The organism is Pseudarthrobacter sp. 10T415, assembly GCF_056394175.1.
Genome location: NZ_JBFTHJ010000001.1, coordinates 565,742 through 579,723 on the forward strand (window position 1 = coordinate 565,742; position 13,982 = coordinate 579,723).

Here is a 13,982-nt window from a genome sequence, read left to right on the forward strand (position 1 = left end):
TCCCGGTCGAGGACATTCCCGCGGAAGAAGAGGGCTGGGGAACTAGAAGGCTTTGAGGATGTCTTCGACGCGTTGTTTGGCGTCGCCGAAGAGCATTTGGGAGTTGTCACGGTAGAACAGTGGGTTCTGGACTCCGGCGTAGCCTGCGGCCATGGAGCGTTTGAACACGACGACATTTTCGGCTTCCCACACTTTGAGGACGGGCATTCCCGCGATGGGGCTGCCGGGGTCTTCTGCAGCGGCGGGGTTGACGGTGTCGTTGGCGCCGATGACCAGGACCACGGAGGTGCTGTCGAGGTCGTCATTGATTTCGTCCATTTCCAACACAATGTCGTAGGGGACCTTGGCTTCGGCAAGGAGGACGTTCATGTGCCCGGGCAGGCGTCCGGCGACGGGGTGGATTCCGAACCGGACGTTCACGCCCCGTTCGCGCAATTGGTGTGCGAGTTCGGCCACGGGGTATTGGGCCTGGGCGACTGCCATGCCGTAGCCGGGGGTGATCACGACTGACGAGGCGTTGGTGAGCATTTCGGCTGTTGCCTCGGCCGTAATTTCACGGTGCTCTCCCTGGTCTGTGTCTCCTTTGCTGGCGGGGGCGGCGATGCCGAAGCCGCCGGCGATCACGGAGATGAAGGACCGGTTCATGGCCTTGCACATGATGTAGGACAAGTAGGCGCCGGAGGAACCAACCAGTGCACCGGTGATGATCAGCAGGTCATTGTTCAGCAGGAAGCCTGCCGCGGCCGCGGCCCAGCCGGAGTAGCTGTTGAGCATGGACACGACGACGGGCATGTCGCCGCCGCCGATTGAGGCCACCAACTGCCACCCCAGTCCGAGGGCAAGCACCGTAACAACCACCAGGAGCCAGAGCTGGGAGTCATTGACGTACCAGACGGTCAATGCGACGAACACGGCGAGGGCGCCGAGGTTGATGGCGTTCTTGCCGGGCAGCATCAGCGGTGATGATTTCATCCGGGCCGACAGTTTCAGGAACGCCACGATGGAGCCGGTGAAGGTGACCGCTCCGATGAAGACGCCGATGAACACTTCGGCGTGGTGGACGTCCTTAAGGGCTCCGGTCAGGTCCGGGGCTTGAAGGTGGCCGTTCCAGCCAACGAGCACCGCGGCCAGTCCGACGAAGCTGTGCAGCAGCGCGATGAGCTCGGGCATGCCGGTCATCTCTACCACCCGGGCGCGCCAGAGCCCGATCGCACCGCCCACCAGGACCGCGGCGACGAGCAGGACAAGGCCGGTCAGGCCATGGTTTGTTCCCCAGGCACCTTGCAGGGTCAGCCAGACCGTGGCAGCCAACGCGATCACCATGCCGGTGATGCCGTAGATGACACCGGCCTTGGCTCTTTCGTGCTTGCTCAGCCCGGCCAGGCTGAGGATGAACAGCAGGGCCGCGACGACGTAGGCCGCCCCGGCGATGGATTCCGCGGTCAGCGGACCAGAGACAGCGTCAGGCAAAGTAAGGCTCCTCGAGATGATTTCAGTTGCTTCGGTGGCGGGGCTCATGAACGTGCCTTCCCGGCCGAGAACATGGCGAGCATGCGCCGGGTCACTGCGAAACCGCCAAAGATGTTGATGCTGGCCAGCAAGACTGCGACGGCCGCGAGGACCTGCACCACCGGGTTCTCCGAGGTGACCTGCAGCAGGGCACCGACCACGATGATCCCCGAGATTGCATTAGTGACAGACATCAGCGGGGTGTGCAGCGCGTGATGGACTTTCCCGATGACGTAAAAGCCCACCACGACCGAAAGCATCAGCACCGTGAAGTGCTGCGGCAGCGGCGCCGGGGCCACCGCGTTGATGCCAAAGAGGGCAGCGATCCCCGAGGCGAACAAAACCGCCTTGCCCGCAGGACTGAGGCCTTCCTTCTTCTTCGGCGCATTGGTTACTTCTGCCGTGGCCGGGGCCTGGGCGGCGGGGGCAGCGGAGACCTGCACCGGGGGCGGCGGCCAGGTCTTCTCACCCTCCCGAACCACAGTCACTGAACGCTGGACGACGTCGTCGAAGTCGATTCTCAGCTGACCGTCCTTCTCCGGGGTGAGGAGCTTCAGGAGGTTCAACAGGTTAGTTCCATACAGCTGTGAAGCCTGAGCCGGCAACCGGGCCGGCAGGTCCGTGTAGCCGAGGATGACTACACCGTTTTCGGTGACGGTCCGCTCCCCGGCCACCGAGCCTTCCACATTCCCGCCCTGGCCGGCAGCCATATCAACAATCACGCTGCCCGGCTTCATCCCAGCCACGTCATCGGCCGTGAGCAGCTTCGGCGCCGGCCGGCCCGGAATCAGGGCCGTGGTGATGATGATGTCCACATCCGCTGCCTGTTCGGAGTAGATCTCCGCTGCACGCCGGTTGTACGCCTCCGACGTTGCTTTGGCGTACCCATCCGAGGATTTCATCTCCTCCTCAACCTCTACCTTGAGGTAGGACCCGCCAATGGACTTCACCTGATCAGCGACCTCGGGCCGCGGATCCGTCGCGCGCACAATAGCGCCCAAGCTCGAGGCCGCACCGATCGCCGCCAGCCCGGCAACACCTGCACCCGCCACCAGGACCTTTGCCGGCGGGACTTTGCCCGCAGCGGTCACCTGGCCCGTAAAGAACCTGCCAAACTCGTGGGCCGCCTCAATCACGGCACGATACCCGGCGATATTCGCCATCGAACTGAGCACATCCATCGACTGCGCACGCGAAATCCGCGGGACAGCATCCAACGCCAGCGCCGTAATCGGACGCACCGCAAGCGCCTCCACCAGTTCCGGCCGCAAACTTGGGGCCAACATTCCAATCAGCGTCGCACCGTCAGCCAAACGGCCAATCTCGTCCTCCGAGGGTGGATTGATCCGCAGCACCACCTCGCTGCCCCACGCTTCATCAGCACCCACCACCGAGGCACCTGCAGATTCGTAGTCCTCGTCACGGAACGCTGAGGACTCCCCCGCACCCTTCTCGACCACAATCTCGTAGCCCAACTCCAACAACCGCTTCACCGTGGTGGGCGTCGCCGCCACCCGGCTCTCGCTGCCTAACTCGGCGACAATGCCAATACGTGTCACTATGATCTCTCTCTTTAACGTGTGATGCCCCGGTGAATACTGTTGCCGGGAGGCAGTAGGAAACTGTCCTGCTATCGAAGGCCAGCCGCCGCCGAGACGGACGACGCCGGGAGGCTGAGTAGCTGCGCGCCGTCCCCTGGGGGGTGGGGCTACTACCAGGCCGGGTTCGTCGTCCGCGAACGCCAGTCGCCTCTAGTTAGTTGATGCGGGCGGCGGTCCGTGGCTGAGCGCTGGCAGTATTGTTTGCACTCCGTCTGCGATTCGTAGATCGGGAAGCCGGGGTTCGGGTAGAGCACTTCCTGGCCCGAGTTCATGACCGCCTTCAGGAATTCCTTAATAACGGTCTTGCTTCCCGTCATCACCGCGACGCGTCCCGGGAGTAGCTGATACGCCGGCTGCCGTCGATAGCTTCTGCGGGGGCCTTGCGCCACTGCGGAATGCCAGGGCCAGGGCAGTACTCTCTATAGCTGTCCGCTATGGCCTGGTCCGTCGCTTCGACGATGTGTGGCCCTCCACACGGCCGCCGCTTGGGCGACGCTGATGGCGGGCTCTGAGCCCACACGATTAAGCCGACGCGCGTGTTCTTTCATGCCAATCCACTCCTCATTGAGCTGGTGGTCGAGCCGCGTATGGACCCAACCAAGCACTGATATATCTGTAATACTGCTAAAAACATATCAGATAGGTCATTGTCTCGCCAGCACCTATTGCGAACTGTTGGCGTCACAGAAACCGGTGCCGGTACGAAGACCGGCGGCCTAAACCCTGCGCTGGTGGACTTACTGATCCCGCTGGTGGGTAGTCTGTGAAAGCTCTATACCGCTCCCACATGCTCTTCAAGATCAGCCTGTACTCCTCGAGCGTGAGGAGCACAGCCTCGTCCTAGCCCTTCTCAGTGTTCGTGGCGGTGAAATGAAGCCACGAATGTTATGGATGGACTAGGGCGCCTTGCCCTTGGCCAACATCGACTTTACCTATTGCGCCATGACGCAATAGTCAAGCTCTTCCACAGGCACGCGACCAATAACCGGGTTGAATATGGAGATCGGGCTTGGTCTGAAACGTGTTTGTGGTTCCGCTCGATGGTCGGAACAAAAGATCGGTGTGTTTCTGGATGAGTCCCGCCACAGTGGGTGACGCTTTGAAACCGTACAACGCGCAGCATCGAACTGCGTTCCACAATTGTCGACCAAACGTGGTACAGGCACTGGTAGTTTTTTTCAAAGGAGCGGTTTCCAGCAGAGCGGGACCGACAATTTGGGGGGCAAAATCATGGGGCAGTCAAGCATGTCTAGCTGGAAGTCGTTCTGGGAGAAAGGCGGCTGGTGGCGGGCAGTGCTTTTGGCAGCCGTCTACTTTGTTCTCTACAATCTGTGCTCGCTGGCCTTCGGGCCGCTGCTCGCGGGTGTCGCTGACAAGGACGGCGCGGATTTCATCTTCTTCGCCGTAGCCCTGCCGGTTCTTGTGGGCTGCATCATGCTGGCCTTTTTCGGATGGTCGGTTGGTTGGCTGCGTGGGATATTTGCCCGTCAGCCGATCCGTGGCCGCGGCTGGATGTGGATTGCCGTTATCGCTGTTCTCGCGTTCAACGCCCTCCGATTCGCCACTATCGACTACAACTCTGCCGGTCTGGATATCGTGGCCACCTGGCTGCTGGCTGGCTTGTTCGTCGGCTTCGCCGAGGAGACTCTGACCCGTGGCTTCGTCATCAACCTTCTGCGCAGGGCACGCTACCGGGAAATCGATGTCGCGGTCATTTCAGCAGCCGTGTTCGCGGGACTGCACGCCGGCAATCTGCTCTCCGGGCAGTCACTCTTCGCCACCGCTTTCCAGGTGCTGTACACCTTCGCGTTCGGTATCTGCATGTATCTCGCATACCGCCTGACAGGGCGGTTGATCGTGCCGATCCTGCTGCACGCCAGCACCGATCCCAGTATTTTCTTGCTGACGGAGTACCCCACGGCGGGACCCCTGGCCATCATTGCCGGCCTGGGCAACATCGTGGTGATCTTCGTTGGGCTGCTGTCCCTGTTCTTTATCCGCGGGCGGGTTGAGGCGCCTGCATCCCGCGCAGCTTTGCAGACCCAGCCCTGACGACCCGCACAACCGGGTCAATCGCGTGCGAGGCAGGAAGAAGCGTCTTTCGGCTTCTGCAGGAGCGGATGATGCACAACGCAGGCCCCATCCGCGGCGGGTTGGGCGGATACAACAATGACCACGAATTCCTCGGCTACCGCCAATTCGTCCGACCCGAGAATACAAGGCCCGGCCTCCGAATCCGAAAGGCCTCCAGCAGGTCGCAGCAGTCAGTCGGCCTCAGGCCTAAGGACGCGCATCCAAAGTGGGTGCATTCTCAGACAGCCTGCTGACGCGCCCTGAAGTCCGCATCGTTTCTTTCAGGCACAAGGAGTCGGTGAGAACGTTCTCAGGAGCATCGTCGGCTACAAACTCGAGCATAATGTCCACGTTTTTTCCGTTAGCGTTCAGAACGTCTGTAACGGCCTCCCATAGGCCCTTTCGCGCGGCCAGCGGCAGCCGTTCTGTACTCGGCCACCAGGAGAAGGCGTGGACGCCCACGAGGTGCCCGATCACTTGGTGCAAGGATTCAAGGGCCTGTTCGTCGGTGAGGCCCACGGCGGGTTGCCAGTACGTGCCGACATTGGGCCGGTCCACGCGGCGGAGAAGCTCGAGGGTGCTGCCCGGGGTATCCGCCAACGTGGAGCCGTGGTACTCGAAGGCCAGCGTCTGTCCGCGGGTCTCCGCTAGCCCGGCTATACGTCGCGTGTCGTCGACGACGGCGTCCCACTGGGCTGCGGTCGCGCCGGCCGAACCCATATCACCGGCCCAGATCCGGATTCTGGGCGCACCCAGTCCTCCGGCGAGGGAAAGCACGTCCTCAAAGTTGGCAAAGGACCCGGCGCGGTAATAGGAACCGAGGGACATGACGTGTAGCCCGGCGGCCCGCGTGGCTTTGCGGGCCTTGGCCGCGGCGTCGATGTCATCTACGTGCACATCAGACCCCCACTCGATCCCGGTGAGCCCTGACGCAGCAGCGGCGCGAACGACGGCGTCAACGTCCAGGGCGCGAAGGGTCACCGAACACATTCCGGGGCTCAGCGTCATGTCGGGAACCTCTCTTCTGGTAATTGCAGCTTGACGCCCATCGTATGTTGGTTGTAGTTCACTTTGAACAAGTCGCACAGAAGTAAACATGAGATGAAGGGGAACCGTGCTAACCGACGACAGGCAAAACCAGATTCTCCGCGAGCTGGCACTCCGGGGATCCTTGAATGCAGCAGAATTTGCCAAACGGCTGGGGACCTCCGGGATGACGGTGCGGCGCGACCTCGCCTTTCTCGAAGGACAGGGCCTGCTGCAGCGTGTCCACGGCGGGGCTGTGGCCACGACGGCTCCCGGCCGTAACCCATTGAGCCAGGTCCATGGACACACCCCTGCCGCAGCCAGAGATTCCGGGGCCTCTCCCCTCGCCGGAAGGAACGCCGGGCCAGGTGGGCGACAGCGGCCACTGGCCACCCTTGGCATGATCGTCCCCACGGCCAGATACTATTTTCCCGGCGTCATCAGGGGCGCCGAGTCTGCGGCCCAGGAGCTGGGTGTCAGGCTGGTTCTGGGCGTCTCGAACTACTCCGCCGCCGAAGAGCAACGCCAAATTCAGCGGCTGTTGAAGAGCGGCGTCGATGGCCTGTTGGTGACGCCAAGTGGTGAATCCCTGGTAGATACACCGACTCTGGATCTCCTGGCCTCGGCGGACGTGCCCGTGGTCGTGATCGAGCGTTCCATCGACGGAGTCCTGGACGAGGGCCGGCTTGAGTCGGTCCGAAGCGACCACGTACGCGGGGCGGAACTCGCCGTCAACCACCTGGTAGCCCTGGGCCACCGCAACATCGCACTCTGTGTGCGCGAGAGCAGCCCAACTTCCTCACCCGTCAGCGAGGGCTACCGCAAGGCACTCCAGGCCGAGGGATTGCTGCATGATCCTGAACTGACCCGGGTCATCACACTTTCGGCAACCGATCCCGAAACGCTCCGCCAGGAACTGGACGGCATCGTTGCCAGCTTCATTGCCGCCGGCGCCACTGCCGCAATCGTCCACAATGACGAGGATGCCCTTATGTTCGCCGACCTGTGTGAAGCCCAGGGCCTGCACGTTCCGGGGGACTTGGCGCTGGTGGCATACGACGACGAAATTGCCTCTTTCGGAGCGGTGCCCATGAGCGCCGTAGCCCCGCCGAAATTTGATGTGGGATACCACGCCGTCCAGATGTGCCTTAACCGGCTGGGCCCCCGACGGGCTTCGAGCCTGGCCCTCCAGCGGGTCATCCTGTCCCCCACCCTGGTGGTCAGAGACTCAACCGCCAGTTGAGCATCGGCAATACCGACTCAACGGCCGGCGAACCACTCGGTCGTGTTCATTACTGTTCATTTCGTTGGCTTTGTTCATCTTTGCGGGTTTCATTGTTTTACACACTGTGGCACCGGCCACATCCCACCTTCGCATCGTGGAATTCAAGGGAGAACAATGAAGCGTCGCAAATTGCTCATCGGGGCGGCCAGCCTGGCCAGCAGCGCTTTGCTGCTCGCCGCCTGCGGAACGGGTCCCACACCTTCCGCGGCGCCATCGGCCGTCGAGGATCCGGCGGGCACGATCACCTTCTGGTCGGCACTGGCCGGCATGGACAAAGTGGCCGCAGCCTTCAACGCCAGCCAAAGCAAAATCACCGTCAATTTCGAGACTGTCCCCAATGCCGACAATGGCGGCTACGCCAAGCTTTCAACTGCGATTACCGCCGGTAACGGCCCTGACGTCTCAACGATCGAGTATCCGCAGCTGCCGCAGTTCGTCAGCAACGGCCAGGTCCAGCCGCTCGACGGACTCATCAATAAATCTTCCACCGTGGACAAGCTGGCCGACGAAATCAAGAGCATGGTCCAGTTCGGCGACAAGACGTACGGCCTGCCCTATGACGCGGCCCCCATGGTCATGTACTACCGCCAGGACATGCTGGCCAAGGCCGGCGTGGGAGTTCCCAAGACCTGGCAGGAATTCGAGGAGGCGGCCCTGAAGCTAAAGGCAGTTTCCCCGGACTCCTACCTTGCGAGCTTCAATCCCAACCAGGTACCGGCCATGGCTGGGTTGGCTTGGCAGGCAGGGGCCAAATGGTTCGGCACCTCGGACGACAGCTGGAAGGTTGGCGTTAATGACGGGGCTACCAGGAAGGTAGCCAGCTACTGGCAGAAGCTCATTGACAACAAGCTCGTTAAGGTATCCCAGGCCTACAGCGATGAGTGGAGCCTGGACCTGGCCACCGGGACCGTCGTTGGCGTGGTGGGCGCAAACTGGAGCGCCACGGGGATTCAGAAGCGGACGGAAGCCAGCGGACAGAAGGGACAGTGGGTCGCCGCGGAATTGCCGAACTGGGGAACCCCGGCCGGTGCCTTCTACGGCGGATCGAGCTTCAACGTCACCAAGAGCAGCAAGAACCCCGCAGCCGCCGCAAAGTTCATTGAGTACCTCACCACGAACCAGGAGGCCATCAAAGCCCGTGGAAACACCGGCTCCGCCTTCCTCGCCTTCCCTGGCCTGACCCCCGTTGCACAGGGGGCGTATGACGCCAGCTACTTCGGCAACGACATTTACGCCGTCTTCGACAAGGCCTACACCACAGTCAGCCCGGGCTGGCAGTGGGGCCCGAGCTGGGATCTTACCAATACAGCTCTCAAGGACGCCTTCGGCAATCTCGGCACCGGCGGCACCATCTCGAAGGCAGTGGACACGGCACAAACAGCAACTGTTGCGGGGCTAAGGCAGAACGGCCTTTCCGTCAAAGACTAGTTACACCCCCTGGGCTGCCTCTGTGGAGGCAGCCCAGGCAGTTAGGAGATCATCATGGCCGCTCAGGCCTTCACCACCCCCAAGGTCCGCAAGGGCAGTGCAGCCTCCGGAACCGGTGGGAAAACCGCGGCCCTCTTCCTGGTCCCGTTCTTCGCAGTATTCGCCATCGCCATGGTGGCACCGGTTGTCTACTCGATAGTGCTGAGCTTCTACGCCCAGCAGAAATCCGGCCTGGGGTTCGGTGAAGCGAGGACCAGCTTTGTGGGCCTCGAGAACTACCTTCAGGTCCTGCAGTCCGAATCGTTCGTCAGCGGCCTGGCACGGCTTGGCTTGTACTGCCTGATCTACATCCCCTCCATGGTCGGCGGCGCGGTGGTCTTTGCGCTGCTCCTGGATGCGACAGTGGCTCGTGCCCGCAAAATGTTCCAGCTGCTCGTCTTCCTCCCTCACGCGGTGCCGGGCGTCATTGCAGCCCTGATCTGGGCCTACCTCTATACACCCGGCATCAGCCCGCTGGTACAGGCGCTTCAGGGCGGCGGCATCCAGATCAACTTCCTCGATGCACACATGGTGTTGCCGGCAATCGTCAATATCGGCGTCTGGGAATGGACCGGTTACAACGTCATCATCCTGTTCACTGCACTGCAGGCAGTACCCAGGGAAATACTGGAAGCGGCACGGGTGGACGGTGCAGGCGAGGTGAGGACCGCCCTGTCCATCAAGTTCCCCCTCATCCTTCCGGCGCTGAGCGTGATCATGCTTTTCACCATCATTGGCACGCTGCAGCTCTTCACCGAGCCGTCCATCATCGCCAAAGCCACCCCGTCCATTACCAGTACCTGGGTACCCAACCTTTGGGCCTACGACGCGGCGTTCATCCGGCACAACCTCAACCAAGCCGCCGCCGCCTCCATCATCATCGCCGGGCTGGCAGCAATCCTGTCCCTGGTGGTCACCCGACTCAGTTCCAGGATCAACAACTCATGAGCACCAATACCCTTCCAGTGACCCCACCCCAGACGCCGCAGGCCACGGCAACGAAACGTACCCTGCACCGGACATCCACGGCACGCCAAGGCGGTTTTGGCAGCAAGCTCACAGTCAACGGACTGCTGGTCCTTGGCTCCCTCTACATGGTGGTCCCGGTCCTCTGGCTTCTCTTTGCCTCCACGAAGAACGCCGCGGACCTGTACGGCACCAGCGCCTACTCCCTGGGCAACTTTGCCCTCTTCGAAAACATCGCGGCAGTGGCCGCCCAGGACGGCGGCCTGTTCTTCCGGTGGATGGCGAACTCTGTCCTCTACGCCGGCTTTGGCGCTGTTGTGGGGAGCCTCATCTCCGTCATGGCCGGCTACGCCTTCGACAAGTTCCGCTTCCGCGGTAAGGACTCGCTCTTCGGATTCGTACTGGTTGGCGTCCTGATCCCCAACACGGCAACGGTGCTGCCCATGTACCTGCTGGCATCGCTCGTGGGAATGACCAACACCATCTGGGCCATCCTGATCCCCGTCCTTTGCAACCCGTTCGGGGTTTACCTCGCCCGCGTCTACGCCACCTCCTACGTCCCCGTGGAGACACTCGAAGCAGCGCGCATGGATGGCGCGGGGCCCATCCGCTCCTTCTTCTCCCTCGGCCTGCCCATGATGATGCCCGGATACATCACCATCGCCCTCTTCCAGTTCGTCGGCGTGTGGAACAACTTCATGCTCCCCCTGGTCATGTTGCAGGACCAACAACTGCTGCCAGTCAGCGTCGGTATCTCCATCTGGCAGGGCTACGCGGTCCCGCAGCCCGAGTTCGTCCCCTTGGTCATCACCGGTTCATTGCTGTCCATCATTCCGCTGCTGCTCGCCTTCATCATGCTGCAACGCTTTTGGAAGTCCGGTCTCACCGCAGGAGCCGTCAAGTGAACCCGCAGACCCTGAACGTCGCCCTGGCCATGGGCCCCGGCGTCGCGTCCAGGATCTTCTCCGCCCGGCACCTTGAATCCCTGCCCCCGGGCCTCCGGCTCCTGGACAGCGAACCCATGGAAGAGTTCGCGTCCCCCCGCTCGTTGGGACTCCTGGCCGAAACCGATATCCTCATAACCGGCTGGAACTGTGCCACGGTGAACACTGCCGTGCTGGACAGCGCCCCCCGCCTGCGGCATATCCTCCACGCCGGAGGCACTGTCAAAAACCATGTGGACAGCGCCTGCTGGACCCGCGGCATACAGGTCAGCACCGCGGCGGACGCCAACGCTATCCCGGTGGCAGAATACACCCTGGCCATGATCCTGCTCGCCAACAAAAGGGTCCTCCAAGTAGCCCGGACGCTGCACCGCACGCAGGCAGCAGTTGAACCGGACGGACTGTTCCCGGACATGGGCAACTACGGCAAGCGGGTCGGCATCATCGGTGCATCAAAAATCGGCAGGCACGTCATCCGCCTGCTCAAACCCTTTGAACTCGAAGTGGTGGTGGCAGACCCTTTCCTGACGGAGGCGGACGCCCAGGCCCTTGGTGTTGCCTCTATTGAATTGGAGGAACTGATGGAAACCAGCGACGTCGTCTCGCTGCATGCGCCCTCCCTCCCCTCCACCCTGAACCTGGTCAACGCCGGACTCATTGCCCGCCTGCGTAACGGATCGACCTTCATCAACACCGCCCGCGGCGAACTGGTGGACCAGGACGCGCTGCTGGCAAGGCTGGAGCGGGGCGAACTGTTCGCAGTCCTGGACGTCACCACGCCGTGGGTCCTGCCCGCGGATTCCGGCTACTACACCAACCCCAACGTCCTGCTGACCCCGCACCTCGCCGGGTCCCTCGGCACCGAGTTGAAACGGCTGGCGGCCACTGCTGTAGCCGAAGCGCAGCGCGTGTCCCAGGGCGAACCCCTCCGCTTCCCCGTCCAGGCCGCGGACCTGGCCTTCACCGCGTAACAAGCGCGCCGCCGTCGTACGTGGTACCCCCACGTGCCGCCGATACTTTCGTGCGTAAAAAAGGCACGACGGCGGCACCTTGCCCTCGCGCTCATCCCCCTTCGAAGCAAAGGAAGTTCAATGCAGAATTCCCACATCACCAGGCGGTCCGTCCTTCAGGCTGGCGGCGCAGCCGGCCTGGCTGCCGCGCTGGGCCTGGCCACGTCCGGACCGGCAGCGGCCACGGATAAGGCGACGGCGGCCGGCACCGCCGACATCGTGGATCTGGGTCCGGCAGTCGTGCAGTTCTCCCTTATGAGTTCCTTACTGGTGGGAGAAACCGTCTACATCGGGTCCCGCAACCTCGATCCGGTTCGGATCATCGCCTTCCACGTCCCCACCGGCAAGATCGTCGCCGAAACCGAATTGGCGACCGGATACAGCATCCAGGCCCTGGCAGCCGACATCACCGGCCGCTACCTCTACGCCGGTGTTCTGCAGAACGCCGGCGGCACCCAGGCAAACCTTTACCGCTGGGACCTGGCCACGCCATCCACGAAGGCGACGGCGATCGGCCGCATCGGCGACCGTGACGTGCGCGACCTCAGCGTGGCGCCCGATGGCCACCTGTACGCCGTGGGAGGTGGAAGCTCCACCAAACCAGCCCTGTGGGAGTACGACCCCGCGACGGGACAGGTCCTCAGCCTCGGGATCCCCGATACCGGAGCGACGCTTGCACGGGCCGTCGCCGCCACCAACAGAACAGTGTTCTTTGGTGCCGGCAGCACACTCGGCGGCGGCGGAAGCGCGGGCCGGGCCTGCCTCTGGGCTTACGACCGGGCCACGAAGACCTACACGCAGGTTACCCCGCCGGAGATGCTCGCCGATCCCAGCATCCGTGAACTGGCGGTCCTTGGCGATAAGCTCCTGGTCAGCTCCGCTGCCTCCACCCAGCAGTCGAAAATTGCCTTACTGGACCTGGGCAATCCCACCTCGTACACCGTGGCGACTTCCATCGGCAAGACAGCCAAAAACTTCACCAGCATCGGTGACCAGGTCTACTTCGCCAACGAAACGGGACTGTGCGCCTACTCCCGTGCCACGAACTCCGTCTCCCAACTGACCCTCAACGGCCCGTCCCTGGGCGAGATCTGGGGCGTGGACGCACTGAACAACACACTCCTTGCAACCTCCGGATACGGCTTCGTGGCCGAGATCAATCCCCGCACCTCAAGCATGGCAGTGACGGACCTTGGCGAAGCCGGCGCTTCCGCGAGTGCCCAGACGGTCATGGGCATCGCCGTCGGGGCAGGATTCGCATACGTTGGCGGCAACGGGGTGATCGCCCGCCACTCACTGAGCTCCGGAGAAGTGGTCAATCTGCAGTCCCAGGGCGAAGCAAAGGACGCCGTGATCGTGGATGGGGTCCTCTACACCGGACAGTACAACTCCCAGGGCATCTGGAAGTACAGCCCGCTCAGCGGCCAGCCGATCCACCAGGCTGCTGACTTCCCCGCCGCGCAAAACCGGCCGCTGGACGTCTGCTGGGACGACGTCAGCAGTCTCATGCTGGTCGCCGCCCAGTCCGACACCGAAGGCGGCGGATCGTTCTGGACCTACGACCCCGCTACCGGCGCCAAGCAGTGCTTCATCAACCCGGTCGACAACCGACAGCTCCTGCGCGCTGTGGCCACCCGAGAGGGCGTTTCCTATCTCGGCGCCGGGCTCCCCACCCTGGACGGCCCGGGCACCATCGTCGCCTTCGACCCCATCGCCGGCAAAGAGCTCTGGAGGATCGAACCGGGGATGGGAGCCGGCATCGCCGCCTTGGCCATCCAGGGACGACACCTCTACGGGCTGACCCGCAAGGGCGGCATCTTCGTGCTCGATATTCCCACGCGCAGAATAGTTCACCGGGCAGACATCAGCCCCCTGTCCTACGGATTCGGTGCTTTGGTAGCCAACCGCAGCGCCATCTATGGCGTTTCGGACACCAACGTGTTCCGCTTCGACCCCAAGACGTTCGGGGTGACAACTGTGCTCGCGGACACCAACGGCGGCTGGTACAGCGGGTCCCACATCACCAATGACGAAGACGGCTACCTCTACACCATGCGTGGCCGCAACCTCGTCCGGATTGATGACCACCCGAGGAAGTAGG

At 62.7% G+C, this 13,982-nt stretch carries 10 protein-coding genes; 7 read left to right on the forward strand and 3 right to left on the reverse strand.

From position 1 onward, the window contains the following. Positions 1–42 precede the first annotated feature (42 nt). Positions 43–1,518 carry a Re/Si-specific NAD(P)(+) transhydrogenase subunit beta gene (pntB, locus tag AC1DBN_RS02605; RefSeq protein WP_477722517.1) on the reverse strand — a complete coding sequence of 492 codons (1,476 nt, stop codon included), beginning with the start codon at positions 1,516–1,518 and terminating at the stop codon, positions 43–45. Next, the gene (locus tag AC1DBN_RS02610; RefSeq protein ID WP_091719752.1) at positions 1,515–3,068 is read right to left on the reverse strand and encodes a Re/Si-specific NAD(P)(+) transhydrogenase subunit alpha; all 1,554 of its coding nucleotides are present in this window, start codon (positions 3,066–3,068) and stop codon (positions 1,515–1,517) included. The genes pntB and AC1DBN_RS02610 overlap by 4 nt, the downstream gene beginning before the upstream one ends. A 1,287-nt stretch (positions 3,069–4,355) precedes the next feature. On the opposite strand from AC1DBN_RS02610, the gene AC1DBN_RS02615 reads away from it, so the two are divergent. After that, positions 4,356–5,162, forward strand: coding sequence for a lysostaphin resistance A-like protein (locus AC1DBN_RS02615; RefSeq protein ID WP_477722518.1), 807 nt, complete (start codon positions 4,356–4,358; stop codon positions 5,160–5,162). 228 nt (positions 5,163–5,390) lie between these two features. Here the strand turns inward: AC1DBN_RS02615 and AC1DBN_RS02620 are convergent, their stop codons facing one another. After that, a complete protein-coding gene (locus tag AC1DBN_RS02620; protein WP_477722519.1) occupies positions 5,391–6,191 on the reverse strand; it encodes a sugar phosphate isomerase/epimerase family protein in 801 nt (266 codons plus the stop codon). Positions 6,192–6,354: 163 nt separating this feature from the next. Here AC1DBN_RS02620 and AC1DBN_RS02625 point away from each other — a divergent pair, with 163 nt between their 5' ends. The 6 genes from AC1DBN_RS02625 (at position 6,355) to AC1DBN_RS02650 (ending at position 13,981) form a co-directional block, all read left to right on the forward strand. Further along, the gene (locus AC1DBN_RS02625; RefSeq protein WP_231994253.1) at positions 6,355–7,452 is read left to right on the forward strand and encodes a substrate-binding domain-containing protein; all 1,098 of its coding nucleotides are present in this window, start codon (positions 6,355–6,357) and stop codon (positions 7,450–7,452) included. Between the two features lie 156 nt (positions 7,453–7,608). Further along, on the forward strand, positions 7,609–8,922 hold the full coding sequence (locus AC1DBN_RS02630; protein WP_091719743.1) for an ABC transporter substrate-binding protein: 1,314 nt from the start codon (positions 7,609–7,611) through the stop codon (positions 8,920–8,922). Between the two features lie 54 nt (positions 8,923–8,976). Beyond that, the gene (locus AC1DBN_RS02635; protein WP_091719740.1) at positions 8,977–9,909 is read left to right on the forward strand and encodes a carbohydrate ABC transporter permease; all 933 of its coding nucleotides are present in this window, start codon (positions 8,977–8,979) and stop codon (positions 9,907–9,909) included. Then, positions 9,906–10,832, forward strand: a complete 927-nt coding sequence (locus AC1DBN_RS02640; protein ID WP_314213323.1) for a carbohydrate ABC transporter permease — start codon at positions 9,906–9,908, stop codon at positions 10,830–10,832. Before AC1DBN_RS02635 ends, AC1DBN_RS02640 begins: the two co-directional genes overlap by 4 nt. After that, a complete protein-coding gene (locus AC1DBN_RS02645; protein WP_231994252.1) occupies positions 10,829–11,842 on the forward strand; it encodes a hydroxyacid dehydrogenase in 1,014 nt (337 codons plus the stop codon). Before AC1DBN_RS02640 ends, AC1DBN_RS02645 begins: the two co-directional genes overlap by 4 nt. A 120-nt stretch (positions 11,843–11,962) precedes the next feature. After that, positions 11,963–13,981, forward strand: a complete 2,019-nt coding sequence (locus AC1DBN_RS02650; protein WP_477722520.1) for a hypothetical protein — start codon at positions 11,963–11,965, stop codon at positions 13,979–13,981. Position 13,982 lies beyond the last annotated feature (1 nt).